We start from the raw sequence: 25,550 nt of genomic DNA, 5'->3' as shown, positions 1-25,550 counted from the left end.
ATTACGGCAGTTCCGGCCGCTATGTGGTCACCCTGCCCGGAATCGAGGGCGAGGCCGAGCTGACCTGGCATGCTGGCGGCCCTGGCATCATCGTCGCCGACCACACCTATGCGCCCAACGCGATGCGCGGCTCGGGCGCCGCCGCCGCCCTGGTGCAGCGGCTGGTCGCGGATGCGCGGGCGCGGGGCGTGCTGGTGGTGCCGGCCTGTAGCTATGTGCGCGCCCAGTTCGAACGCCATCCCGATTGGGCCGATCTCTGCGCCGATGCATGAGCCAGCCCACCATCGCCAGCCCGCGCGGCCTGACGCCGGCATCCGCCAGGGCGCGGAGGACGGGCAGGCCAACCTTTTCGGCGGTCTCTGGATCGGCACCCTGGCACAGGCTGCGGGGGCTGGTAAGAGCACGATTTATCGGTATCTTGAAGGAGAATTGCGCATGATGCGGGGGAACATGTCCATCCCGAACGCGATCTGTTTCCCCCCCGACGGGCGCCTGGCCTCTTGCGCCGACACCGGCACCCGGACCGCCTGGCCGCAGCGCCAGGACCCGGGCGCACACCGCCGGCCCTACGCCGAGGCCCGCATCGTCACCGACGAGCGGAGCCGGTTCTGGACCCCGGGCGGGGACCGGCACGAACCGCAGGTCGGGGCATGATGCCCCGCACTTTCGGCACGCTTCCGGATGGCCGAGCGGTGATGCAGGCGACGATTTCGGGCCATGGGCTGACGGCCTCGGTCATCACCCTGGGCGCCTCGCTCCAGGATCTGCGGCTGACCGGGATCGGACATTCGCTGGTGCTGGGCTTTCCCCTGCTCGGGCCCTATCTGGAGGAGGGCCGCTATTTCGGCGCTGTGATCGGACGCTACGCCAACCGCATCGCCAGAGGCCGCGCCGTGATCGACGGGCAGGAATTGCGCCTGGACCGCAACCAGGACGGGCGCCACATGCTGCATGGCGGCCATGACGGCTGCGGCACCCGCAACTGGATGCTGGCCGATTGGGACGAAAGCTCGGTGGCGCTGGCCGATTACCTGCCCTCGGGCCATATGGGCTTTCCCGGCGCCATGCTGATCCGGGCCACCTATTCCATCCTGCCCGGCCCGATCCTGATGCTGACCATCCTGGCCACCTCGGACGACACGACCTACTGCAATTTCGCCCAGCACAGCTATTTCAACCTGGACGGCGCGGAGACCGTGGCCGATCACCGGCTGACCGTCCCGGCCGGAACCTACCTGCCGGTGGACGAGGACATGATCCCGCTGGGCGCCCCCGCACCGGTTCAGGGCACGCATCTGGATTTCCGCAACCCGGTCACCCTGGGCGAGCGGCTGGGCGGACCACGCATCGACCATAATCTCTGCGTCTCCTCGCAGCGCCGGATTACGCCGCGCAAGGTCGCGGTGCTCCAGGCGGGCGGGCTGATGATGAGCCTGCGCTCGACCGAGCCGGGGCTCCAGGTCTATGCCGGCGAACACCTGGCGCCCGGCGCGGCGGGCCTCGGCGGCCGGCCCTATGGCCGCCATGCCGGCATCGCGCTGGAATCGCAGCTCTGGCCGGATGCGCCCCACCATGCCGACTATCCTTCGGCGCGGCTGGAGCCGGGCCAGCTCTATCGCCAGAGCACGGTGATGAGCTTTCACCGCGGTCCGAAAGGTTGACGCAAGGTCAAGGATGGAACTAATGCGGGTCAGGGAGGATTCATGGACCCCGCATCGACCGAACCCCTTTCCGCCGCGGCGGCGCCGGCGCCCTTTGCCGCGCAATTGCACGCCCGCTTGCGCCAGCGCATCATCCGCGGCGAGCTGCCGCCCGGCACGCGGCTCTCCGAACAGGAGATCGCCGATCAATGCGCCCTGTCGCGTCAGCCGGTGCGCGAGGCCTTCATCCGCCTCGCCGGCGAGGGGCTGCTGGAGGTCCGGCCGCAGCGCGGCACCTTCGTCACCCGCATCGACATGGAATGGGTGCTCTGCACGCGCTTCATCCGCGAATCGGTCGAATCCGACATCGTGCGCCTGGCCGCCGCCCGGGCACAGCCGCAGGACCGCGAGGTGCTGTTCCGCCAGATCGCCCGGCAGGAGGCCGAGGCCGACCCCACCGCGCTGGCCCAGCTGGACGAGGAGTTCCACGCCGCCCTGGCCGGGATCGCCGGCAAAGCCATGGTCTGGAACCACCTGCAACAGGTGAAGATGCATCTCGACCGTGCCCGCCACCTGCTGACCGCGATGACGCCCAAGGACACCATGCTGGCCCAGCACCGCGCCGTGGCCGAGGCCATCGCCGCGGGCGACCCCGACCGCGCCGAGGCCGCCATCCGCCAGCACCTGCGCCGCGTGCTGCTGGACCTGCCCGGGGTGCTGCGGCTGTCGCCGGATTATTTCACCCGGACCGACACGCTGGCGGAAACCCTGGCCGCCGAGACCTGACGGCCTTCTGCGTTCCCCCAATACCCATCCGACCGCGCCACGGCCTGCCCGCTTCACCGTTTTCCAAATACTCCGGCACCCGCGCCGTCAGTCACTGCGCCGCACCCTCTGGCGCTGCTCGCCCAGCCCCGCGATGCCCAGCCGCATGACCTCGCCACCCTTCAGGAACACCGGCGGCGTCGCACCCATGCCGACGCCCGGCGGCGTGCCCGTCGTGATCACGTCCCCCGGCATCAGCGTCATCAGCCGCGAGCAATAGGCGACGATCTCGGCCACGCCGAAGATCATCGTCGCGGTCGAGCCCTGCTGGCGGCGCACACCGTCCACCTCCAGCCACAGATCCAGCGCCTGCGGGTCGGGAATCTCGTCGCGCGTGACCAGCCAGGGGCCGATCGGGCCGAAGGTGTCGAAACCCTTGCCCTTGTCCCAGGTGCCGCCGCGCTCGGCCTGCCATTCGCGCTCGCTCACGTCATTGACCACGCAATAGCCCGCGACATGCTCCAGCGCCGCCGCCTCGGACACATGGCTGGCGCGCGAGCCGATGACCACGCCCAGTTCGACCTCCCAATCGGTCTTCTGCGCGCCCGGCGGGATCACCACGTCATCGTCCGGGCCGGCGATGCAGCTGGTCCATTTGTTGAACACCACCGGCTCGGCCGGCACCAGCAGCCCGGCCTCGGCGGCATGGTCGGCATAGTTCAACCCGATGGCGACGAATTTCGGCACATGGCCGACGCAGGGCCCCAGCCGCGGCTGGCCCGAGACGATGGGCAGCCCGTCCATGTCCAGCGCCGAGATCCCGGCCAGTCCCTCAGGCCCCAGCACCGCGCCGGCGATGTCGGCGACATGAGCCGAAAGGTCGCGGATGCGACCCTCCGCATCCAGCAGCCCCGGCTTTTCCCGGCCCGGCGGGCCATAGCGCAGCAGTTTCATCCCTCATCCTTTCGCATGTCCAGGCCCGCTCAGCCGCGGCCGACAAAGGGCATGTTCGTCGCCATCACCGTCATGTGCAGCACATTGGCGCCCTCGGGCAGGCTGGCCATGTGCAGCACCGCTTCGGCCACGTGCGCGGCATCCATCACCGGTTCGGGCCGGATCGAGCCGTCGGCCTGCGGCGCGCCCTGCGTCGCCACGGCGGCGATCATCTCGGTCGCGGCATTGCCGGCGTCGATCTGGCCGCAGGCGATGTTATAGGGCCGCCCGTCCAGAGCCAGCGTGCGCGTCAGCCCGGTCACCGCGTGCTTCGAGACCGTATAGGGTACCGAGCCGGGACGCGGCGCCTCGGCCGCGATCGAGCCGTTGTTGATGATCCGCCCGCCCATCGGCTCCTGCCGCCGCATCTGCCCAAAGGCCGCGCGCGCGCAAAGGAACATGCCGTCGATGTTCACCCGCGCCACGCCCTGCCAATCCTCCCAGGAGATCTCGTCGATCAGGCGCGAGATCAGGATCGCGCCGGCATTGTTGAACAGCACGTCCAGCCGCCCCCATTCCGCCACCGCGCGGGCAAAGGCAGCATCGACCGCCTCGGGCACCGTCACATCGCAGGGCAGCACCAGCGCGTCCGGATGCCCCGCCGCCGTCTCGGCCAGGGCCACCTCGCGCCGGCCGATCAGCCCGACGCGCCAGCCGGCCTCCAGGAACCGCCGGGCGGTCAGCCGGCCGATGCCGCTGCCGCCGCCGGTGATCAGGATGGTTTTCATCTTTCGCACCCCCTCGCCTTTCATGGCGCGGATGCTAGCGGCATGACCCCGCAAGGAAAAGGGCCGCCCGAAAGGCGGCCCCGCGGATCAGGCCTGCGGGTCCCAGCCGCTGATCTGCTTGCTGTCCATGAACTCCTCCAGCCCCCAGACGCCGCCCTCGCGCGCCCGGCCGGACGCCTTGACGCCGCCGAAGGCCGAGCCCCTGCCCCGGCTTTGGCCGTTCATCTCGACCATGCCCGCGCGCAGCTTGCGCGCCAGCCGGTTGCGCCGCGCGCCGTCCTGGGTCTGGACATAATTGGTCAGGCCATAGATCGTGTCGTTGGCGATCCCGACCGCCTCCTCCTCGCTGTCGAAGGGGATGATCGACAGCACCGGGCCGAAGATCTCCTGCCGGGCGATGGTCATGTCGTTGCTGACATCGGCAAAGACCGTCGGACGCACGAAATAGCCGCGATTGACGCCCTCGGGCAGACCCGGCCCGCCGGCGACCAGCCGGGCGCCCTCGTCGATGCCCTTCTGGATCAGATCCTGGATCTTGTCCCATTGCTGCTTGCTGACCACCGGGCCGATATGCCGCCCCGGCTGGTGCGCGCTGGCCACCGCGGTCTCCTCGGCCACCTTCTTCGCCTGCTCGACCGCGGTCTCGTAGAAGGATCGCTCGACCAGCATCCGGGTCGGCGCGTTGCAGGACTGGCCGCTGTTGTAGAAGACATGCCGCGTCCCGCGCACCACCGCCTTCTCGTCGGCATCGGCAAAGACCAGGTTCGCACCCTTGCCGCCCAGCTCCAGCACCACCTTCTTCACCGTGTCGGCGGCGGCCTTGGTGATGGCGATGCCGGCGCGGGTCGAGCCGGTAAAGCTGATCATGTCCACGTCGGGATGCACCGAAAGCTGCGAGCCCACGCCCGCGCCGTCGCCGTTCACCATGTTGTAGACGCCCGGCGGCAGCCCGGCCTCCTCCACGATCTCGGTGAACACGATCGAGGACAGCGGCGCGATCTCGCTGGGCTTCAGCACCACCGTGTTGCCGGCCAGAAGCGCCGGGATCACCTTCAGCGTCACCTGGTTCATCGGCCAGTTCCAGGGCGTGATCAGCCCGACCACGCCGACCGGCTCCCATGCGACCATGCTGGTCGGGGTGTCCGGGCGCAGCGGGCGGATGAATTCGAAGCCCTTGAACGCCTCGATGAAATTCTCGATGTGATAGCTGCCCGCCGCGGTCTGGTCGGCCAGCGCCATGTCCTGCGGCGCGCCCATCTCGGCGCTGATCGCCGCGGCCATGTCGGGCGCGCGGCGCTTGTAGATCTCCAGGATCTTCTCGACATAAGCCAGCCGCGCGGCCGGCGGGGTCTCGGACCAGGCCGGGAAGGCCGCCTTGGCCGCGGCCACCGCCGCATCGGTATCGGCCTGATCGCCCAGGCTGATGACCGCCACCGGCTCCTCGGTCGAGGGGTCGATCACCTCGAGGTCGCGCGGCGCCTTAGGCGCGACCCATTGCCCGTCGATGTAGAATTTCCGCTTGTCGGCAAGTCCGCTCATGACAGCCTCCTCTGATCTGCGATTGCCGGCAGACTGGCACCCGGACGGCCGGGCCGCAACCCGCAGCCGAGGGCGATTTTAACACGACTGAAAAGATCGTGTTGGACAATCCGCCGCACATGACTATCTTGACGCCAAAGAGCCAATGGAAAGGATCTGCAATGTCCCTGCGCATCAACGATACCGCCCCGGATTTCACCGCCAATTCGACCGAGGGCCCGATCAGCTTCCACGACTGGATCGGCGACAGCTATGCGATCCTGTTCTCGCATCCGCGCGACTTCACGCCGGTCTGCACCACCGAATTCGGCACCATGGCCCAGCTGATCCCCGAATTCGAGAAGCGCAACACCAAGGTCCTGGGCGTCTCGGTCGATTCGGCCGAGGATCACGGCAAATGGAAGGCCGATATCGAAAAGGTCGCCGGCGTTCCGGCGAATTTCGCCATCATCGACGATACCGGGCTGGCGGTCGCCAAGGCCTATGACATGCTGCCGGCCGACTACTACCTGCCGACCGAGGGCCGCACGCCGCAGCATTCCGCCACGGTGCGCACGGTCTTCATCATCGGGCCGGACAAGAAGGTGCGGCTGACCATGACCTATCCGATGTCGGTGGGCCGCAACTTCGCCGAGATCCTGCGGGCGCTGGACGCGGTGCAAAAGACCGACGGCGTGCCGCTGGCCACACCCGCGAACTGGGTGCCGGGCCAGGACGTGATCGTGGCGCTGGCGCTGGACGATGCGGCGGCCGAGGCGAAATACGGCCAGCTCGACAAGAAACTGCCCTATCTGCGCTTTGCCAAAGATCCGGCGTAAGGACTGCACAGGGCGCCGCGCCGCCCGGGCCGCTTCAAGAGGTTCGGGCAGCGCGGCGCTTGTGACGCCATGCGATGAACTTGTCGGTCAGCAGGCGCCGTTGCTTCAGCAGCCCGTAAAGGGGATGACGCCCTTCGGCTGAACGGCGGTTGCGCCCGGCTCCGGCGATCTCGCTTTCCGCGCCCGTCGTCGTCACCAGCGGCGGCCAGACGGCCAGCCCCCGGTCGGTGCGGGTCAGCCAGTGCCGGAAGTAATTGTCCACGGCGGCGAAGATCGCTCCATGTTCCGCGACAAAGGCCCTTGCCCCCTGCCTCGACCAGATCAGCGCGGTCGTGGTCATCGGAAAGTAATGCGCACGGGTCAGCGCATGCTGTTGCCCGCCCGCATCGAATTCATGGATGGCGGTATAGATCTTGTGCCGGTTCGCCCCGATATTGATCAGATCCCAGTCCAGATCCTGCCGGCCAAGCCACGCCAGCACCTTCCGCACGCCCTCGGCATAGCCGGGCTGCAACTGCATGTCGTCTTCCAGCACGATGCAATGTTCGGCTCCGCTGGCCAGAAAGCGGCGCGCGCAATCCAGATGGCTCAGATAGCAGCCGATCTCACCGCCCCGCATCGGCCGGCCCAGATAGCGCAGCGCGGCCCCGGCATCGTAGTCGAGAAACTGGTCGACCCGCAGCTTGCGCCCGTCGAAGGCCGGAACGCGCTGGAAAACCTGTCCCGCATGGTTCAATTGCCCGGACGCGGAACGAAGCCGCTCGTCCGAGCCGTCGAGATTGATCAGATAGACGGGCAGATCGCTCATAGTTCTCCCCTGATCGCCAGATCCAAGAAACTGCCGGCCGGCACTTGACCGTGGTGGTGCCGCCGCAATTCCTGCCGTAATTCCTTTGCCCACAGATGCACGCACCAGGCATCCGAGGGCAGATCCGACGCCCTCAGCGCGCCCGGAACCAGAAAACGTCCGGCATCGTCCTTGCTAATCGCGTAGAAGGCCGAAACCGGCAAGGCGTGGCTGATTTCCCCGGTCAGGCGCAGGAAATGCGTCAGCCCGCGGGGGCCCGTCGCCCCCCAGGGCCAGCGCTCTATCGACATCCCCCGCCCGAAGGTCCGCAGCTGGTATTTGAACCGGCGAAAACCCGACATGAAGGGCGGCAGACCAACGGTGTCGGGCTGAAACTGTTGCAGAAGCCGCAGGGTGTCGCTGCTTTCAGGGAGGCGCAGGACGGCATTGTTCACGGTCGAACTGCCCTCATAGCCAAAGATCCAGGGGCTGGCATAAGCGAACGGGCGCAACGCGATGATATCCAGATCGACCCAGATCATATCCGTCTGCGCAAGCAAGGCGTAGCGAAACAGATCCGCATGCAGCGCCGGGCTGCCATTGGCACGGTATCGCAGGATGCGCCGTGACGGAAAAATCCCGTTCGCATCGCGCCAGATGACGCCCGGCGGCAGGTCGGCCAGTGGAGTCGGCGAAAACAAGGTGATCCTATCCCCGTGACGCAGGAACGATTGCAGGCTTGCAATCTCTATAGGTCCCAACCGGTCCCCAACCCAGAACGACGCCAGATCCACCAAGAACACCTCCAGTCATGAAAAATGCCCCCGGCAATTGGGGGCATTCCGTTTGCAAATGGCAAGCCGGGATCAGCCCTCGGCGGCCTCTTCCTTCTTCTCGGGGGCGATTTCCTCGCCGGTCTCCTGATCGACCATCTTCATGCCAAGGCGCACCTTGCCGCGGTCGTCGAAGCCCAGCAGCTTGACCTTGACCTCCTGGCCCTCCTTCAGCACCTCGTTGGGGTGGTTCAGGCGCTTGTTGGCGATCTGGCTGACATGCACCAGGCCATCACGCTTGCCGAAGAAGTTCACGAAAGCGCCGAAATCGACCAGCTTCACCACCTTGCCGACATAGATCTTGCCTTCCTCGGGCTCGGCCACGATCGAATAGATCATGTCATAGGCCTTCTTGATCGAATCGGCATTGGCCGAGGCGATCTTGATGGTGCCGTCGTCGCTGATATCGACTTTCGCACCCGAGGTCTCGACGATCTCGCGGATCACCTTGCCGCCCGAGCCGATCACTTCGCGGATCTTGTCGGTGGGGATGGTCATGGTCTCGATGCGCGGGGCATGGGCGCTGAACTCACGCCGGCCTTCGGACAGCGCCTTGGACATCTCGCCCAGGATATGCATCCGGCCGTCCTTGGCCTGGGCCAGCGCCTGTTCCATGATCTCGGGCGTGATGCCCGCGACCTTGATGTCCATTTGCAGGCTGGTGATGCCGTTTTCCGTCCCGGCGACCTTGAAGTCCATGTCGCCCAGGTGGTCCTCGTCGCCCAGGATGTCGGTCAGCACCGCCCAGCGGCCGTCGTCTTCCAGGATCAGGCCCATGGCCACGCCGGCGACCGGCGCCTTCAGCGGCACGCCCGCATCCATCATCGACAGCGAACCGCCGCAGACCGAAGCCATCGAGGACGAGCCGTTCGACTCGGTGATCTCGCTGACCACGCGGATGGTATAGGGGAAGTCGGTCGGCGCCGGCAGCACGGCTTGCAGCGCCCGCCAGGCCAGCTTGCCATGGCCGATCTCGCGACGGCCGGGGCTGCCGACGCGGCCCACCTCGCCCACCGAATAGGGCGGGAAGTTGTAATGCAGCAGGAAGTTGCTGCGGGAATTGCCATGCAGCGCGTCGATGATCTGCTCATCGTCGCCGGTGCCCAGCGTGGTCACCACCAGCGCCTGGGTCTCGCCGCGGGTGAACAGGGCCGAGCCATGGGTCCGGGGCAGGAAGCCCACTTCGCAGTCGATCGCGCGCACGGTCTTGTTGTCGCGGCCGTCGATGCGCGGGCGGCCGTCGATGATGCCGCCGCGCAGGATGCCCGATTCCAGCTTCTTCAGCGCCGAGCCCAGGTTCGGGTCCAGCAGCTCTTCCTCGGACAGGCCCCCGAGGATCTTCGCCTTGGCGACCTCGATGGCGTCACGGCGCTCGCCCTTGTCGCGGATGGCATAGGCGGCGCGCATATCGGCCTCGCCCAGCGATTTCACCCGGTCATAAAGCGCGCTGTAATCCGGCGAGGCGAATTCGAAGGGCTCCTTCGCAGCGGCCTCGGCCAGGTCGATGATCAGGTCGATCACCGGCTGCATCGCCTCGTGGCCGAACCTCACTGCGCCCAGCATCTCGGCCTCGGTCAGCTCATAGGCTTCCGATTCGACCATCATCACCGCATCGCGGGTGCCGGCGACCACCAGGTCCAGCCGCTGCTCGGGGTTCGAGCGCAGGTGGTCCATGTCCTGGACCTCGGGGTTCAGCACGTATTCGCCATTGGCGAAGCCGACGCGGGCGGCGGCGATCGGGCCCATGAAGGGCACGCCCGAGATGGTCAGCGCGGCCGAGGCGGCGATCATGGCGACGATATCGGGATCGTTGACCAGGTCGTGGCTCAGCACCGTGCACATCACCAGCACTTCATGCTTGAAGCCGGGGGCGAAAAGCGGGCGGATCGGACGGTCGATCAGGCGCGCGGTCAGCGTCTCCTTTTCCGAGGGACGGGCCTCACGCTTGAAGAAGCCGCCGGGGATCTTGCCGGCAGCGTAGTATTTTTCCTGGTAATGCACCGTCAGGGGAAAGAAGTCCTGGCCGGGCTTGGGTTCCTTGGCGAAGGTGACGTTGGCCATCACGCTGGTCTCGCCCAGGGTGGCGATGACCGAGCCGTCGGCCTGACGGGCAACCTTGCCCGTTTCCAGCGTGAGCGTTTCCTGGCCCCACTGGATGGATTTCTTCACTTCATCAAACATCTGGTTTCCTCTGGCGACGCGCCGGCCCTTCCGGTCGCGTCCCGTGTCAAATGGCGGCCCCATTGCCGCCGCCCCTATCCTTCGCATGTGCCCCGGGGCCTGGCGTCACGTCACAGATGGAGACGCCCCATACAGGAAAACAAGGGATATGGAAAGTGGTTTGGGGCCGTCCGCCCCGTGCCGGGACGAATCGAAACGGGCGGCGCCATCGACCGGCAACCGCCCGCTCCCAAAGGCTCAGACCCCGGCCAGCGTCCTTGCCGCGCTGCTGCGCTGCTCGGCCTTGTCAGCGGGCATATCGGATGGCCGGGGCCGGCTATCGAGCGCGGCGATACGCTCGACCACGCTCTGCGCGCCTTCGCGGAGCTGGGCCTTGACCGCCCAGGCCCGGGCCAGCGCCTCGGCATCGGGATCGGGCACCTCGGCCGCAGCCCTTGCCGCCGGGCTGCCGCCCGGCCGCGCCTCGGCCGTCGCCATGCCGGACCCGCCGGCAGGCAGAGCCGCGGCCTTGGCCGGGGTCTGGGCGGTCAGGGTCTGGGCGCTCACGGGCTGCGCGACAGGCGTCATCGTCCCGGGTGCCGGCTCGCCCGCGCCGCCCGGGGTTGCGGCGGCCGCCGGGTTGCCCGCGGATGGCGCAGGATCGGCGGCAACAGCGGAGGCCTGCACCGCCGCTTCGGAGAAATCGAACCGGACGCCATCGTCGGCAGCTGGCTTCGGGCCCAGCAGCGATCCGGCCAGCGCGCCAACATCGTGCACGACAGCCGACAGCGGCGCCGGACCCGCCCTCGACGAGGCGGCGGGTGGCGATGGCAGGGCCGACTTGAAAAGGGAACTGATTACCATGTCGCGATCTCCGTCTGACTGACAGACGCAGGATAGATGCCGGCCGTTAAGAAGCCAAAACGGCAATCCCTTGGATTTTAATCAACCGCCCTTGCCCGCCCTGCCGGGACCGGGCGCAGAACGAAAAACGCCCGCGGCTTTGCCACGGGCGTCGTCCTGCAACCACAAGGCCGCGTCAGGGGGCCGCGGCGCTGCGCGGCCAGCCTTGTCAGCGGCGCAGGCCCAGCTTGCCGATCAGGTCGGTATAGCGGGCTTCGTCCTTGCGCTTCAGATAGTCCAGCAGCTTGCGGCGCTGCGCGACCAGCTTCAGCAGACCACGACGCGAATGGTTGTCCTTCTTGTGGGTCTTGAAATGCTCGGTCAGCGTGGCGATGCGCGAGGACAGGATGGCGACCTGAACCTCGGGCGAGCCGGTGTCGCCCTTCTTGGTCGCAAATTCGGTCATCACGCGGTTCTTTTCTTCAACCGTGATCGACATCGGGGTCTCCTTTCAGGATCAAAGGGTTATGGCTCAGGCCGGGATGTCGTCCAGCACAGGCCCATGGAGATATCCGCCGGAATCGTCCAAGCGGATGCGGGCGTATAGGCGGAATCGGCCGAAAAGGAAAGGGATTTCTGCCGATCAGCCGCGCGGCGCGATTCGGGTCAGGGCGATGTCGGCGACCCGCAGCCCCTCGGCCTGCAACACCCGGCCCGCAGCCACGCCATCGACCCAGATCACCGCCGAGCCATCGGCGTCGCGCTCTAGCACCACCACGGGCTCGGCACCGTGATAGCGCAACTCGATGCGATCCTGATGCGGGTCGAAATCGGCGATCACCGGCAAGGTTTCGCCCGGATCGTCCAGGTCGCCGCCCGGCGCGTCGAGCAGGAACAGATCCTCGCCCGCGCCGCCCTCGGCGAAATCGCCCAGGCCGGGATGCAGCGTGTCGCGGCCGGCACCGCCATGCAGCCAGGCGCGGTCGGGATCGGCCGAGCCGATCAGCAGGTCGTCGCCGTCGCCGCCGTCCAGATCATCCTCGCCGCGGCCGGCCACCAGCGTATCATTGCCGGCATTGCCCGAGATCCAATCGTCGCCGTCGCCGCCGGTCAGGACATCGTCGCCCGCGCCGCCAAAGATCGAATCGTCGCCCGGGCCGCCATGCACGGTGTCGTCGCCGCCCTGCCCGGCCAGATAATCGTCGCCCGCGCCGCCCTCGATGGAATCGTCGCCGCCCGGGCCGAAATCGCCGTCGCCGTAAATCCAGTCGGTGCCGTCGCCGCCCAGCAGCGTGTCGTCGCCCAGCCCGCCATGCAGATCGTCATTGCCACCATAGCCGGTCAGCAGATCGTCGCCGCCCCCCCCGGCCAGCCAATCCGAACCCTCGCTGCCCTCGACGACCAGCCCTTGCGGCCGGCCGGGATCGGTGATGTCGGGATCTTGCGGCTTGTCGGGGTCCGTGCCCTCCTCGGGGCTGCGGGTCATCGCGGTCACATCGACCGCCAGCCCCGCAAACAGCAAGCCGATTAGGCTGCCCAGCAAAAACATGGCACCATCCAAACGAATCACACAACCTTTACGGGCACAATACCCGCTCGCCGCAGCACCTGCATCAGCAATGTTAATAAAGGGTTAACAGGACAAGGGCACCGGTCGGCGTCCTGCCCGGGCTCAACTGTAATCGCGGGCGCCAAAGAGCGCGCTGCCGATGCGGACATGGGTCGCGCCCTCGGCAATGGCGGTTTCGAAATCGGCGCTCATGCCCATCGACAGGCCGGCCAGCCCGTTGCGGGCAGCGATGTCGCGCAGGGCGCGGAAATGCGGCAGCGGATCCCGATCCTCGGGCGGGATGCACATCAGCCCCGCGATCGCCAGATCCAGCGCCCGGCACTGGGCGATGAAGGCATCGGCCTCGTCGGGCAGGACGCCGGCCTTCTGCGGCTCGGCGCCGGTGTTCACCTGCACGAAAAGCTGCGGGCAGCGCCCGCGCGCCTGCACCTGCCGGGCCAGCTTGCCGGCCAGCGAGGGACGGTCGAGCGTGTGGATGGCGTCGAAAAGCTCCAGCGCCGGCTTCAGCTTGTTGGTTTGCAAGGGGCCGATCATATGCAGCTCAACCCCCGGGAAACGCGCGCGCCAGCCGGGCCATTTCCCGGCGGCCTCCTGCACGTAATTCTCGCCGAAGACGCGATGGCCGGCCGCCAGCACCGCCTCGACCCGGTCGGGGGGCTGCACCTTGCTGACGGCGATCAGCGTGACCTCGCCCGCCGCGCGCCCCGAAGCTGTCTCGGCCGCGTTGATGCGGCGCTTGATGTCATCCAGTCCCATGGCGGCATGATTTCCAAAAGAAAAGAGCGGGCGCAAGGCCCGCTCTTCCTGTTTTCCGTATCCCGGAGGATCAGAACTCGAAGCGCACGCCGAAGTCGGCGGTCACGTTCTCGGCATAGTCGCGCTGCAGCGAAGCACCCAGGCGGGCACCGCCCAGATCGTAGTTCACGCCGATACCGAACGCATTGTCGGTCTCGTTGCTGTCGCGGTTGTTGTTGGCGATATAGGCTTCGATGTTGGTGCGGCCATCAGCCAGGGTGTAGTCGCCATAGAGCGCGAAGGTCTGGCCGTAGCCGGCATATTCGGTGTCGGTTTCGTCGTTGGTATCGACATAGCTCAGACCGATGCGGGCGTTTTCCATGACGGCGTAGCGGGCACCGACAAAGAAGATGTCGTTGCCGTCAAAGCCTTCGCCGTTGAACGCGGCGGCAGCCGACAGCTCCAGACGCTCGTTCCAGGTGTAATCCACCGAGAAGGCGAACTCTTCTTCGGCGGGATAAACAGCGCCATCAACCAAACCCGACTGGTCGGGATCGACATACGATGCCTGCACGGTCAGATCGCCCAGGGTGTAAAGGGCGCGGATACCCACACGATCCACCTGCTCGGGACCGTAGCTGTTGACGTAGCCGTTCGAGTCATAGGCGAAGAAATCGCCAGCAACGTCGCTGAAGCCGACCGAACGGTCATAGGAACCGAGTTCGGTCGCGTAGAGCAGGCCGTTCGAGTCGTAGGCGGTGTCGACGTTACCGATTTCAACGGTGAAGCCCTGGGCGCTGACCCACAGCTTGCCGGCGTTGGTCTGGGCCTGGCCATCGTCCGAGCCCTGATCCCACTGGAGACGGAAGCGGGCACCGAAATCAACGCCCGAATCGGTCGAGGACGAGGCGTCGATGTTCATCCGCAGGCGGCTGACAACACGCGACTCGTTCAGGTCCGAGTCGTTTTCGTAGTAGATCACACCGGTCCGGCCATAGCCCGAGATGGTGACTTCGGCGGCGGCCACGCCCGCGGTCAGGAGCAGCGCGGTGGAGGCGATAAGAGCCTTTTTCATGATGTTTCCCTCTTGTCTCTCTCGTATGCCCCACCCGGCAGGCCGGTTTGGGGTATGCCAGTTGTGTCGCGCTTTCCCCCCCTCATTGCAACGGAATCGCATCGGCTTAGCCGGATTCCGAAAGCCTGTGATGCACATGGGCCACACCCCGTTGCAACAGCCCGCAGCCGGCCGATCCCGCCCCCGGGGGGTCTTTACGCGCGCAAGCCATATCACCCGGCAGGCAAGGATCGCGCGGCGCGGCGCGGCCTCTCTTGTCGCAAGGGGCGGAATTGCGCTATGGCTCCCGCAAGGACGATCCGGGGGACACCAGATGACCAGACGCGCCGCACGGCTGACCGCCGCCCTGCTGATCTCGGCCGGGCTTGCCGCCTGTTCGGGCGGGGGCTCGGGCATGGGCTCGGCCGGTTCGGCGACCTCGGCCCCGGGCGGAAACCGCCAGGCGCAGCCGCGGGTCGAGGAACGGCGCGAGACCATCTGGGACGTGTTCTCGGACCGCCGCAACCCGAACGACACGGTGGCGGTGAACAAATACCTGTGGAACGCCAGCCTGGACGTGCTGAACTTCCTGCCGATCCAGTCGATCGATCCCTTCACCGGCGTCATCGTCACCGGCTACGGCACGCCGCCCGGCGGCGGGCGGTCCTATCGCGCCACGATCAAGGTCAGCGACCCGGCGCTGGATGCGCGGGCGCTCAAGGTCTCGTTGCAGGGGGCGGGCGGGGCTGCCGTGGCGCCCGATACCGTGCGCGCGGTCGAGGATGCGATCCTGACGCGCGCCCGGCAACTGCGGGTCCGGGACCGCAACCTCTGATCCCGCCGACCCCGCTGGACCTGCATCGGGCAAGCGGCTAATACCCTGCGGGCAATCTGTCGCCCGGAGGTTTCCATGCCCTATGATCCCGCAATCAGCGAACCGCGCTGGCAAGAGGCGTGGGAGCAGGCCGATACGTTCCGCGCCGTGCGGGACGAGCGGCCCAAATATTACGTGCTGGAGATGTTTCCCTATCCCTCAGGGCGCATCCACATGGGCCATGTGCGCAACTACACGATGGGCGACGTGGTGGCGCGGTTCAAGCGCGCGCAGGGCTTTTCCGTGCTGCATCCGATGGGCTGGGACGCCTTCGGCATGCCGGCCGAGAATGCGGCGATGGAGCAGGGCGGCCATCCGCGCGACTGGACCTATGGCAATATCGCCACGATGCGCAGCCAGCTGAAGCCGCTGGGCCTGTCCATCGACTGGAGCCGCGAATTCGCCACCTGCGACGACGATTACGTCGCGCAGCAGCAGGCGCTGTTCCTGGACATGCTGGAGGCCGGCCTCATCACCCGCAAATCGGCGCAGGTGAACTGGGACCCTGTGGACATGACGGTGCTTGCCAACGAGCAGGTGATCGACGGCAAGGGCTGGCGCTCGGGCGCCACGGTCGAGCGCAAGGAACTGACGCAGTGGTTCTTCAAGATCTCGGACTATTCGGATGAGCTCTTGTCGGCGCTGGACGGGCTGGAGGGCTGGCCCGAGAAGGTGCGGCTGATGCAGGCCAACTGGATCGGCAAGTCGCGCGGGCTGCAATTCCGCTTCCAGACCGTCGATCTGCCCGATTTCCCCAGCATCGAGGTCTATACCACCCGGCCCGACACGCTGATGGGCGCCAGCTTCGTGGCGCTGTCGCCGGATCATCCGCTGGTCAAGGCGCTGGCCGCCTCGGACCACAAGGTCGCGGCTTTCGTCGGGGAATGCCGCCGCATCGGCACGACCGAGGAGGCCATCGAGACCGCGCCCAAGATGGGCTTCGACACCGGCCTGACCGTGCGCCACCCGCTGGACCCGGATTGGCAGCTGCCGATCTGGATCGCCAATTTCGTGCTGATGGATTACGGCACCGGCGCCATCTTCGGCAGCCCGGCGCATGACGAGCGCGACCATGAATTCGCCACGAAATACGGGCTGCCGATCCGCGCCACCTTCGGAGAGCGCGGCATGGACCTGGCCGCCGCCGACGCCCTGGTCGCCAAGGCGCCTTTCGTGCCGCTGAAATCCGAGACCGTGACCTATGTGCGCGGCTTTGCCGGCGCGGCCGACCAGACGGGAGAGGCGGCGGTGGATGCCGCCATCCAGCACGCCGAGGCCAACGGCTATGGCGAGGGCGTGACCAAGTTCCGGCTGCGCGACTGGGGCATCTCGCGCCAGCGCTACTGGGGCTGCCCGATCCCGGTCGTGCATTGCGGCGCCTGCGGCACCGTGCCCGAGGCCAAGCAGAACCTGCCGGTGCTGCTGCCGCAGGATGTCAGCTTCGAGGTGCCCGGCAACCCGCTGAACCGGCATCCGACCTGGGCCGCGACGACCTGCCCGAAATGCGGCGGCGCGGCCCGGCGCGAGACGGACACCATGGACACCTTCGTCGATTCGTCCTGGTATTACGCGCGCTTCACCTCGCCGCATGCGGCCACACCGACCGACCGGGCCGAGACCGATTACTGGATGAACGTGGACCAGTATATCGGCGGCATCGAGCACGCGATCCTGCACCTGCTCTATTCGCGCTTCTTCGCCCGCGCGATGGTCAAGACCGGCCACCTGCCGGAAAGCGCGCAGGAACCCTTCGACGCGCTGTTCACGCAGGGCATGGTCACGCATGAGATCTACATGACCCGGGACGAGCGCGGCCGCCCGGTCTATCACCTGCCCGAGGATGTGGTGGACGGCAAGCTGGCCGACGGCACGCCGGTCGAGGTGATCCCCTCGGCCAAGATGTCGAAGTCCAAGAAGAACGTCGTCGATCCGGTGAACATCGTCGAAGGCTTCGGCGCCGATACCGCGCGCTGGTTCATGCTGTCCGACAGCCCGCCCGAGCGCGACGTGGAATGGACCGCCGCCGGGGCCGAGGCCGCGAACCGCTTTCTCGCCCGCGTCTGGCGGCTGGCCGACGAGATCCCCGAGGGCGGGGCCGATCCCGAGCTGGCCCGCGCCGCGCATCGTGCCATCGACGAGGTGACGAAATCCATCGAGGGCTTCGCCTTCAACAAGGCGGTGGCCAAGATCTATGAGCTGGCAAACAGCATCGGCAAATCGAAGGCTGGCGGCGAAAGCCGGCGCGAGGCGCTGCGCATCATGGCGCAGCTGATGGCGCCGATGGTGCCGCATCTTGCCGAGGAGGTCTGGGCGAAGGCCGGCGGGCAGGGCATGGTGGTCGATGCCGCCTGGCCCAAGGCGGACCCGGCGCTGCTGGTTTCCGACAGCGTGGTGCTGCCGATCCAGATCAACGGCAAGCGCCGGGCCGAGATCGAGGTGCCCAAGGATATGCCCAAGGACCAGATCGAGGCCATCGTGCTGGCCGACGAAACCGTGCAACGCTTCATGGAGGGCCAGCCGCCCAAGAAGCTGATCGTCGTGCCGGGGCGGATCGTCAATGTCGTGGTCTAGGCGGGCGGTCATCCTGGGCGCGCTGGCGCTGGCCGCCTGCGGCTTTTCCCCGGTCTACGGGCCGGGGGGCACGGGCGGCAAGCTGTTCGGCCAGGTCCGCAGCGCCGATCCGCGCACACCCGACGATTTCGCCTTTGCCGGCCGCATCGCCGAGCGGCTGGGACCCGATGCGGAGGCCCGCTTCCTGCTCGACTACACGCTGCGCATCGCCGTGGTGCCGCAGGCCATCACCCCCGACGAGGTGACGACGCGCTATGCGCTGAACGGCACCGCCGATTTCACCCTGACCGAGGCCGGCACCGGCCGCGAGGTGACGCGCGGACAGGTCAGCAGCTTCACCTCATACTCGACCACCGGCACCACCATCGCCACCATGGCCGCCGAGCAGGATGCGCATGAGCGGCTGGCGCGGATGCTGGCCGACCAGGTGGTGACGCGGCTCCTGGCCGTCGAACCCGACGCGGTGCCATGATCCTGAAGGGCGCCGAGATCGGACGCTATCTGGCGCGGCCCGATCCGACGCGCCCGGCGCTGCTGATCCATGGCCAGGACGCCATGCGCGTGGCGCTGAAGCGGGCCGAGGCGGTCAAGGCGCTGGTCGGACCCGGTGCCGAGGAGGAGATGCGGCTGACCCGCATCCCCGGCGCCGATCTGCGCAAGGACCCGGCGGCGCTGCTGGATGCCGTGAAGGCGGTGGGCTTCTTTCCGGGCCAGCGCGTGGTGCTGGTCGATGACGCGCCGGATGCGGCGGCGCCCGCCATCGCCTCGGCCATCGCGGAATGGAAACCCGGCGATGCGGTGATCGTGGTCGCGGCGGGGGGGCTGGGCAAGTCCTCGGCGCTGAGGAAGCTGTTCGAGCCGCATCCCGCCGCGGTGACCGCGCCGATCTACGACGACCCGCCCGGCGAGGAGGAGGTCGGGCGCTGGCTGCACGAGGCCGGGCTGCGCGAGGTGCCGCGCGACGCCATGCGCGACCTGATGGCGCTGTCGCGCGCGCTCGATCCCGGCGATTTCCGCCAGACGGTGGAAAAGATCGGGCTTTACAAGCATGGCGATCCCGAGCCGCTGACGCCGGCCGAGATCGTCGCGCTGGCCCCCGCGACCATTGAGGCCGAGGTCGACGAGCTGATCGATTGCGTGGCCGAGGGCCGGGCGCGGGAGTTCGGCGCGCTGATGCGGCGGATCGAGGGGCAGGGCACGGCACCGGTGACGCTGTGCATCGCGGCGCTGCGGCATTTCCGGGCGCTGCATGCCGGGGCCTCGGACCCGGGCGGGCCGGGGGCGGGGCTGTCGCGGCTGCGGCCGCCGGTCTTCGGCCCGCGCCGCGACCGAATGATTCGCCAGGCGCAGGACTGGGGCATGCGGGCACTGGAGGATGCGATCCACCAGCTGATCGAGACCGACCTGGTGCTGCGCTCATCATCCCGGGCACCGGCCATGGCGCTGATGGAGCGGATGCTGTTGCGGCTGTGCATGATGCCGCGGGGCGGGCGGTGAGCGAGGCGGCAGAGGTCGAGGCGCTGGTGATCGGCGCCGGCCCGGCCGGGCTGATGGCGGCCGAGGTGCTGGCCGGGCAGGGCGTCCGGGTGGTGGTGGCCGAGGCCATGCCAACGCCGGCGCGCAAGTTCCTGATGGCGGGGAAATCCGGGCTGAACCTGACCCGGGACGAGCCCTGGGCGCGGTTCGTGACGCATTATGGGGGCTCTGCCCCCGGCCTTCGGCCTCCCCCGGAGTATTTGGAAAACGGTGAGATGGGGCCGGCCGAGGTCATGGCCTGGGCACGCGGGTTGGGGGTGGAGCTGTTCACCGGCTCGACCGGGCGGGTGTTTCCGGTCGGCATGAAGGCCTCACCGCTGCTGCGGGCCTGGCTGGCGCGGCTGGCCGGGCAGGGCGTCGCGTTGCGGACCCGCTGGCGCTGGAGCGACTTTGACGGCGACGGCTGGCGCTTCGCGGTGCCGGACGGGGTCGAGGTCCTGCGCCCCCGGGCCGTGGTGCTGGCGCTGGGGGGCGCGAGCTGGCCCCGGCTCGGTTCGGACGCGGCCTGGGTGCCGTGGCTTCGCGACAAGGGCGTCGCGGTGACGCCGTTCCGGCCGGCGAACATGGGGTTTCGCGTCGCCTGGTCGGCGCAGATGGCGCGGCATTTCGGCCAGGCGGTCAAGGGCGTGGCGCTGCATGTCGCGGACCGGGTCGGCCGGGGCGAATGGGTCGTCACCGCCGGAGGGATCGAGGGCGGCGGGATCTATGAGGTCGCGGCCGCGATGCGCGACGGGGACGAGGCTTTCGTCGATCTGGCGCCGGACCTAGGCGCCGGGGAGCTGGCGAGGCGCTTTGCGCGCGCGCCCTTGAAGCTCTCGGTCGGCAACCGGCTGCGTCGGGTGCTGGGCGATCCGCTGCGCGCGGCGCTGCTGATGGAATGGGGCCGGCCGCTGCCCGCCGAGCCCGAGCGGCTGGCCATGCGCGCCAAGGCATTGCGGGTGCGGCACGAGGGACCGATGGACATTGCGCGGGCGATCTCCTCGGCCGGGGGGATCGCCGCCGAAAGCCTGACCGGGGAACTGGAGCTGAAGGCGCTTCCCGGGGTCTTTGCCGCCGGCGAGATGCTGGATTGGGAGGCGCCCACCGGCGGCTATCTGCTGACCGGCTGCCTGTCCACCGGGTGCCTGGCGGGACGGGGCGCGGCCGCCTATCTGGCCGCCGCGCGCCGATAGGCGGGGCGGGTGCGCATCATTTCCAGGTAATCCGTCAGCCGGTGCTCGATGATCGGAAAGCGCGCCGTCAGCGCCCAGGTCAGGCAATGCGCCAGGATGATGTCGGGCACGGTCATGCGGTCGCCCATCAGGAAACCGCCCTCGGCCATGCGATGCACCAGCGTGCGCTGGCTGCGTTCGAACTCCCAGCGCAGGGTGTTCTTGATCGCCGCCAGCCGCATCTCCTCGGGCAGCACGAAGCTGTGCCGCGCCGCCAGCCACAGCGCCGCGTCGAATTCGTCCAGCACGAATTGCGTCAGGCTGTCCTGCCGGGCCCGGTCGAGGCTGCCGGCCGGATGGGTCAGCGCGCCATGCTTGTCGGCCAGATAGGTCAGGATCGCGGTGGAATCGGTGATGGGCGTGCCGTCCACCACCAGCACCGGCACCTTGCCGGCGGGGTTGAAGGGCCTGACGCCTTCCGTATGCGGGTTGACGGCGACATGTTCATAGGGCTGGCCGAGTTCCTCGAGCATCCAGAGCACGCGCAGGGCGCGGCTCTTGCCGGTTCCGATCACCTGATACATCCAGATCCCCGCATCGCCTTGAACCCCAAGGCTAACGCCGCCGCCCGATTCAGGCAATCAGCGCCATTGACGCCGCCGCCACCCGGGCGCAGGAATTGCGGGCTGGAGAGGGAGAGCAACATGACCAAGGCAATGCGCGCGCCGCTGTTCACCCCGGTGCTGATCGGCGGCTCGATCATCCTGCTGATCAACTTTGCCCTGCGGGCCAGCTTCGGCGTCTTCCAGATCCCGATCGCGCAGGAATTCGACTGGCCGCGGGCCGAGTTCAGCATGGCCATCGCCATCCAGAACCTGGCCTGGGGCATCGGCCAGCCGATCTTCGGCGCGCTGGCCGAGCGCTGGGGCGACCGCTGGTCGGTCATCATCGGCGCCTTCCTCTATTCCGCCGGGCTGATCCTGACGGCCTACGCGACCGACCCGCTGGCCATGCAAATGCTGGAAGTCATGGTCGGCTTCGGCATCGCCGGCACCGGCTTCGGCGTCATCCTGGCGGTGATCGGCCGCGCCGCCAGCGACGAGAACCGCAGCCTGGCGCTGGGGATCGGCACCGCCGCCGGCTCGGCCGGACAGGTCTTCGGCGCCCCCTTGGCCGAAGTGCTGCTGATGCATTACCCGTGGCAGACCGTCTTCGTCATCTTCGGGGTGATCGTGCTGGCCTGCCTGCTTTTCCTGCCCATGCTGGGCGGCGGCAAGCCCGCCAGCCGCAGCGAGCTGGAGGAAAGCATGGGCTCGGTGCTGAAGCGCGCCTTCACCGACCCGTCCTATCTGATGATCTTTGCCGGCTTCTTTTCCTGCGGCTACCAACTGGCCTTCATCACCGCGCATTTCCCCGCCATGGTGACCGAGATGTGCGGGCCGATCAGCCCGATGGGCACGCTGGCCAGCATCGGCATCACCACCACCTCGACGCTGGGGGCGGCCGCCATCTCGCTGATCGGGCTGGCCAATATCGCCGGCTCGATCTTCGCCGGCTGGCTGGGCAAGCGCTATACCAAGAAATACCTGCTGGCCGGGATCTATACCCTGCGCACCATCGCGGCCGCCGCCTTCATCCTGCTACCGATCACGCCCACCAGCGTCATCGTCTTCTCGCTGGTGATGGGCGGGCTGTGGCTGGCCACGGTGCCGCTGACCTCCGGCCTCGTCGCCTATATCTACGGGCTGCGCTACATGGGCACGCTTTACGGCTTCGTCTTCCTGTCGCATCAGATCGGCTCGTTCCTGGGGGTATGGCTGGGCGGCAAGCTTTATGACATCTACGGCGATTACACGCTGGTCTGGTGGGTCGGCGTGGGCGTCGGCGCCTTCAGCGCCCTGATCCACCTGCCGGTGCGCGAGGCGCCGGCCCGGCTGGAAAGCGCCGCAAAAGCCGCCTGATCCGGCCCGCGGGGCCATTGCGTCCCGCCGGGCAATCGACAAATCTCGGCCCGTCAGACCGGAGGGGGCGGATCATGCGCGCATTGCTGTCGGGAGGGATCATCAGCCTGATCCTGGCCTATACGCTCAGCCAGTTCTATCGCGCCTTCCTGGCCGTGCTGTCGCCGGTCTTGCAGGCCGAACTGGGCGCGGGGCCCGAGGATCTGGCGATCTCGTCGGGGATGTGGTTCCTGACCTTCGCGCTGATGCAGATCCCCATCGGCGGGGCGCTGGACCGCATCGGGCCGCGCCGCACGGTGGCCGTGCTGCTGGCCTTGGGCGGCGCGGGCGGGGCGGCGGTCTTTGCCCTGGCGCAGGCACCCTGGCATCTGCATGTCGCGCTGGCGCTGATGGGGATCGGCTGCGCGCCGGCGCTGATGGGCAGCTATTACATCTTTGCCCGCAACTATCCGGCGGCGCTGTTCGGCACATTGGCCGGGGCGGCGGTGGGCTTCGGCTCGCTGGGCAATATCCTGGGCGCCGCGCCGCTGGTCTGGGCGACCGAGGCCATCGGCTGGCGCGAGACGCTGTGGGCGCTGGCCGTCGTCACGCTGGCGGTGGCGCTGGCGATCCTGGCCCTTACCCGCGACCCGGAGCGGCTGGCCGCCACCGCGCCGCGCGGATCTCTGGCCGAGATCCTGCGGCTGCGGCCGCTGTGGTTCATCCTGCCGCTGTTTTCCGTGAACTATGCCGCCTCGGCCGCGATCCGCGGCCTTTGGGCCGGACCCTACATGGCCGAGGTGCATGGCGCATCGGACCAGCTGATCGGCTGGGCGACGCTGGCCATGGGCGTGGCGATGGTGGTCGGCAATTTCCTGGTCGGGCCGGCGACGCGGCTGGTGGGCTCGATCCGCCGGCTGGCGCTGATCGCCAATGGCGGCGGCGTGGCGGTTATGGCGGGGCTGTGGCTGTTTCCCGCCGAGGGCGTGGCGCTGTCGGTGGCCTTGCTGGCGCTGGTCGGGCTGTCGGGCGCCACCTATACCGTGCTGATGGCGCATGGCCGCGCCTTTCTGCCCCCGCATCTGGTGGGACGGGGCGTCACCTTCCTCAACATGTTCTCGATCGGCGGGGCAGGGGTGCTGCAATTCACCTCGCGCCCGGTCTATCGCTGGGCCAGCGCGCAGGGCAGCGCGGCCGAGGCCTATTCGACCCTGTTCCTGTTCTTCCTGATTCCGCTTACGGTGGGGTTCCTGCTGTATTTCCTGACGCCCGAGACGCCCGATGCCTGAAACGCCCGCCGACCGGATCGACGTGGTCGCCCCGAACCTGAAACGCCGCCTGTCGGGCGTCACGGCGACCGTGGTGCGGCTGATCCCGGTGCAGGCCAGGATGATCGGCATCGTCACAACCGGCCCCGGCCTGCCGCCCGACCTGCCGCATATCCCGCTGGCCCGCGCCGCGCTGTTGCCGCGCGACCGCTGGCGGGTCTGGCACGCCCGCCGCAATACCGAGATGGCGCTGGGGCTGATCCTGCGGCATGTGCTGCGGCGGCGCTATCGGCTGCTCTTCACCTCGGCCTCGCAGCGCAAACACAGCCGCTATACGAAATGGCTGATCTCGCAGATGGACGCGCTGGTGGCGACCTCGGCCAGGGGCGCGGCCTATCTGGACCGCCCCGCCCGCGTCATCCACCACGGCATCGACACCGCCGGCTTCGCACCCCCCGCCGACCGGGCCGCGCTGCGCGAAAGCCTGGGCCTGCCGCCGGACCAGGTGCTGGTCGGCTGCTACGGCCGCATCCGCGCGCAGAAGGGCACCGGCGATTTCGTGCAGGCGATGCTGGCGATGCTGCCCTCGCGCCCCGGCGTGACCGCGCTGGTCATGGGCCGGGCCACGGAAAAGCACCGCGCCTATCTGGCCGCCTTGAAGGCGCAGGTGGCCGAGGCGGGCCTGGCCGAGCGCATCCTGTTTCTGCCAGAGGTGCCGGTGGACCGGATGGCGGCGTGGTATGGTGCGCTGGACCTTTATGTCGCGCCGCAGCGCTGGGAGGGCTTCGGCCTGACCCCGCTGGAGGCCATGTCCTGCGGCGTGCCGGTGGTGGCGACGCGCGTCGGCGCCTTCGAGGAGCTGGTCGCGGACGGCGTGACCGGCAGCCTGATCCCGCCCGAGGACCAGCCCGCCATGCAGGCGGCCATCGCGCGCTGGCTGGACGATCCCGCCGCCCGCCAAGCCGCCGGACAGGCGGCGCGCGCCCATGTCGAGGCGAATCATGCCATCGAAACCGAGGCCCGCGCCCTGGTCGAGGTCTATCGCGGACTGCTTTCGTGAACCGGCTGGGCTTCCTGATCGCCCGCACCCTGCGGGACGAGGGCGCGCTGCAACGCCTCTCGGCGCCGCAATCCGCGGTGCTGGACGATCTGGCGGGCAAGCGCATCGCGCTGGTCGGCAATGCCCGCGCGCTGGCCGAGACCCGGCACGGCGCGCAGATCGACGCCGCCGATCTGGTGATCCGCATCAACCGCGCGCCGATGCCCTCGGCCGAAAGCCACGGCGGCCGCACCGACTGGCTGGCGCTGGCCGTGCGGCTCGCCGCAACCGACCGCGCCCGCCTGGCGCCCGCGCGCATCCTGTGGATGTCGCCCAAGCGCAAGCGGCTGGACTGGCATACCGCGACCAGCCCCGGCTTCTACCTGCATCCGCTGGCCGATTATCAGGCGCTCAAGGCCCGGCTGGGCGCCCCGCCCACCACCGGCGCCATGATGATCGACTTGATCGCACGGTCGGAGATGGCCCGGCTGGAGCTTTACGGCTTCGATTTCTTCGCCTCGCTCTCGCTGTCGGGCCGGCGAACCGCCGACCAGGTTCCCCATGATTTCAAAGGGGAATCCGAATGGGCGCGGAAGTTGATGCTGGCAGATCGCCGGATTGTTCGGCATTAAGCCGAAATCCTGCCAGATCATCGGGCGTTTTGACGGAATCTCGCTTTCCCTTTTCCGCAATACCCCCTATATCG

26 protein-coding genes are annotated in these 25,550 nt (G+C 68.1%); 14 read left to right on the top strand and 12 right to left on the bottom strand.

Annotation, left to right across the window (positions count from 1 at the left end; genetic code table 11):
- The 4 genes from AQY21_RS14100 to AQY21_RS14085 form a co-directional block, all read left to right on the top strand.
- Nucleotides 1-272: GNAT family N-acetyltransferase (locus AQY21_RS14100; RefSeq protein ID WP_058098265.1), on the top strand; the 272-nt coding region annotated here is incomplete at its 5' end.
- Nucleotides 172-654, top strand: coding sequence for an SMP-30/gluconolactonase/LRE family protein (locus AQY21_RS27900; protein ID WP_082658115.1), 483 nt, complete (start codon nucleotides 172-174; stop codon nucleotides 652-654). The genes AQY21_RS14100 and AQY21_RS27900, both read left to right, overlap by 101 nt.
- Complete coding sequence (locus AQY21_RS14090; RefSeq protein WP_238986784.1) at nucleotides 651-1,661, top strand: aldose epimerase family protein; 1,011 nt, start codon at nucleotides 651-653, stop codon at nucleotides 1,659-1,661. Before AQY21_RS27900 ends, AQY21_RS14090 begins: the two co-directional genes overlap by 4 nt.
- 42 nt (nucleotides 1,662-1,703) lie before the next feature.
- Nucleotides 1,704-2,426, top strand: coding sequence for a GntR family transcriptional regulator (locus AQY21_RS14085; RefSeq protein WP_058098263.1), 723 nt, complete (start codon nucleotides 1,704-1,706; stop codon nucleotides 2,424-2,426).
- An 87-nt stretch (nucleotides 2,427-2,513) separates the two neighbouring features.
- Here the strand turns inward: AQY21_RS14085 and AQY21_RS14080 are convergent, their stop codons facing one another.
- The 3 genes from AQY21_RS14080 to AQY21_RS14070 form a co-directional block, all read right to left on the bottom strand.
- Nucleotides 2,514-3,359, bottom strand: a complete 846-nt coding sequence (locus AQY21_RS14080; RefSeq protein WP_058098262.1) for an ureidoglycolate lyase — start codon at nucleotides 3,357-3,359, stop codon at nucleotides 2,514-2,516.
- Between the two features lie 29 nt (nucleotides 3,360-3,388).
- Nucleotides 3,389-4,126, bottom strand: a complete 738-nt coding sequence (locus tag AQY21_RS14075; RefSeq protein ID WP_058098261.1) for an SDR family oxidoreductase — start codon at nucleotides 4,124-4,126, stop codon at nucleotides 3,389-3,391.
- 87 nt (nucleotides 4,127-4,213) lie between these two features.
- Entirely contained in the window at nucleotides 4,214-5,665 is a 1,452-nt protein-coding gene (locus AQY21_RS14070) for an aldehyde dehydrogenase family protein (protein WP_058098260.1), read from the bottom strand.
- A gap of 161 nt (nucleotides 5,666-5,826) precedes the next feature.
- On the opposite strand from AQY21_RS14070, the gene AQY21_RS14065 reads away from it, so the two are divergent.
- The gene (locus AQY21_RS14065) at nucleotides 5,827-6,483 is read left to right on the top strand and encodes a peroxiredoxin (RefSeq protein WP_058098259.1); all 657 of its coding nucleotides are present in this window, start codon (nucleotides 5,827-5,829) and stop codon (nucleotides 6,481-6,483) included.
- Between the two features lie 34 nt (nucleotides 6,484-6,517).
- Here AQY21_RS14065 and AQY21_RS14060 read toward each other — a convergent pair whose 3' ends face one another.
- From AQY21_RS14060 to AQY21_RS27895, 8 genes are all read right to left on the bottom strand, one after another.
- On the bottom strand, nucleotides 6,518-7,291 hold the full coding sequence (locus AQY21_RS14060) for a glycosyltransferase family 25 protein (RefSeq protein ID WP_058098258.1): 774 nt from the start codon (nucleotides 7,289-7,291) through the stop codon (nucleotides 6,518-6,520).
- Entirely contained in the window at nucleotides 7,288-8,067 is a 780-nt protein-coding gene (locus AQY21_RS14055; protein WP_152988233.1) for a hypothetical protein, read from the bottom strand. The genes AQY21_RS14060 and AQY21_RS14055 overlap by 4 nt, the downstream gene beginning before the upstream one ends.
- A gap of 69 nt (nucleotides 8,068-8,136) precedes the next feature.
- Nucleotides 8,137-10,284 carry a polyribonucleotide nucleotidyltransferase gene (gene pnp, locus AQY21_RS14050; RefSeq protein WP_058098256.1) on the bottom strand — a complete coding sequence of 716 codons (2,148 nt, stop codon included), beginning with the start codon at nucleotides 10,282-10,284 and terminating at the stop codon, nucleotides 8,137-8,139.
- A gap of 237 nt (nucleotides 10,285-10,521) precedes the next feature.
- Nucleotides 10,522-11,127: a hypothetical protein gene (locus tag AQY21_RS14045; protein WP_058098255.1), complete on the bottom strand. Its 606-nt coding sequence runs from the start codon at nucleotides 11,125-11,127 to the stop codon at nucleotides 10,522-10,524.
- Nucleotides 11,128-11,335: 208 nt separating this feature from the next.
- Complete coding sequence (gene rpsO / locus AQY21_RS14040; RefSeq protein ID WP_024842753.1) at nucleotides 11,336-11,605, bottom strand: 30S ribosomal protein S15; 270 nt, start codon at nucleotides 11,603-11,605, stop codon at nucleotides 11,336-11,338.
- Nucleotides 11,606-11,749: 144 nt separating this feature from the next.
- On the bottom strand, nucleotides 11,750-12,655 hold the full coding sequence (locus tag AQY21_RS30020; protein ID WP_304438424.1) for a calcium-binding protein: 906 nt from the start codon (nucleotides 12,653-12,655) through the stop codon (nucleotides 11,750-11,752).
- Between the two features lie 123 nt (nucleotides 12,656-12,778).
- Nucleotides 12,779-13,432, bottom strand: a complete 654-nt coding sequence (locus tag AQY21_RS14030) for a YggS family pyridoxal phosphate-dependent enzyme (protein WP_058098269.1) — start codon at nucleotides 13,430-13,432, stop codon at nucleotides 12,779-12,781.
- A 70-nt stretch (nucleotides 13,433-13,502) separates the two neighbouring features.
- Entirely contained in the window at nucleotides 13,503-14,486 is a 984-nt protein-coding gene (locus AQY21_RS27895) for a porin (protein ID WP_058098254.1), read from the bottom strand.
- Between the two features lie 313 nt (nucleotides 14,487-14,799).
- On the opposite strand from AQY21_RS27895, the gene AQY21_RS14020 reads away from it, so the two are divergent.
- From AQY21_RS14020 to AQY21_RS14000, 5 genes are all read left to right on the top strand, one after another.
- On the top strand, nucleotides 14,800-15,300 hold the full coding sequence (locus AQY21_RS14020; protein ID WP_058098253.1) for a DUF3576 domain-containing protein: 501 nt from the start codon (nucleotides 14,800-14,802) through the stop codon (nucleotides 15,298-15,300).
- Nucleotides 15,301-15,375: 75 nt separating this feature from the next.
- Nucleotides 15,376-17,910: a leucine--tRNA ligase gene (leuS, locus tag AQY21_RS14015; protein WP_058098252.1), complete on the top strand. Its 2,535-nt coding sequence runs from the start codon at nucleotides 15,376-15,378 to the stop codon at nucleotides 17,908-17,910.
- On the top strand, nucleotides 17,897-18,382 hold the full coding sequence (lptE, locus tag AQY21_RS14010) for an LPS assembly lipoprotein LptE (RefSeq protein WP_058098251.1): 486 nt from the start codon (nucleotides 17,897-17,899) through the stop codon (nucleotides 18,380-18,382). The genes leuS and lptE overlap by 14 nt, the downstream gene beginning before the upstream one ends.
- The gene (gene holA, locus AQY21_RS14005; protein WP_058098250.1) at nucleotides 18,379-19,407 is read left to right on the top strand and encodes a DNA polymerase III subunit delta; all 1,029 of its coding nucleotides are present in this window, start codon (nucleotides 18,379-18,381) and stop codon (nucleotides 19,405-19,407) included. The genes lptE and holA overlap by 4 nt, the downstream gene beginning before the upstream one ends.
- 53 nt (nucleotides 19,408-19,460) lie before the next feature.
- Complete coding sequence (locus AQY21_RS14000; RefSeq protein WP_058098268.1) at nucleotides 19,461-20,618, top strand: TIGR03862 family flavoprotein; 1,158 nt, start codon at nucleotides 19,461-19,463, stop codon at nucleotides 20,616-20,618.
- Here AQY21_RS14000 and AQY21_RS13995 read toward each other — a convergent pair.
- A complete protein-coding gene (locus tag AQY21_RS13995) occupies nucleotides 20,594-21,181 on the bottom strand; it encodes a glutathione S-transferase family protein (protein ID WP_058098249.1) in 588 nt (195 codons plus the stop codon). The two genes, AQY21_RS14000 and AQY21_RS13995, sit on opposite strands and share 25 nt — an antisense overlap.
- Nucleotides 21,182-21,301: 120 nt before the next feature.
- Between AQY21_RS13995 and AQY21_RS13990 the strand changes: the two genes are divergently transcribed.
- From AQY21_RS13990 to AQY21_RS13975, 4 genes are all read left to right on the top strand, one after another.
- Nucleotides 21,302-22,558, top strand: coding sequence for an MFS transporter (locus AQY21_RS13990; protein ID WP_058098248.1), 1,257 nt, complete (start codon nucleotides 21,302-21,304; stop codon nucleotides 22,556-22,558).
- 74 nt (nucleotides 22,559-22,632) lie between these two features.
- A complete protein-coding gene (locus tag AQY21_RS13985; protein WP_058098247.1) occupies nucleotides 22,633-23,826 on the top strand; it encodes an MFS transporter in 1,194 nt (397 codons plus the stop codon).
- Complete coding sequence (locus tag AQY21_RS13980) at nucleotides 23,819-24,865, top strand: glycosyltransferase family 4 protein (RefSeq protein WP_058098246.1); 1,047 nt, start codon at nucleotides 23,819-23,821, stop codon at nucleotides 24,863-24,865. The genes AQY21_RS13985 and AQY21_RS13980 overlap by 8 nt, the downstream gene beginning before the upstream one ends.
- Nucleotides 24,862-25,476: a glycosyltransferase family 29 protein gene (locus AQY21_RS13975; protein ID WP_058098245.1), complete on the top strand. Its 615-nt coding sequence runs from the start codon at nucleotides 24,862-24,864 to the stop codon at nucleotides 25,474-25,476. Before AQY21_RS13980 ends, AQY21_RS13975 begins: the two co-directional genes overlap by 4 nt.
- Nucleotides 25,477-25,550 lie beyond the last annotated feature (74 nt).

The organism is Paracoccus sp. MKU1 (assembly GCF_001447385.1).
Taxonomy (GTDB): Bacteria; Pseudomonadota; Alphaproteobacteria; order Rhodobacterales; family Rhodobacteraceae; genus Paracoccus.
This window is presented reverse-complemented; position numbering and strand designations above follow the sequence as displayed.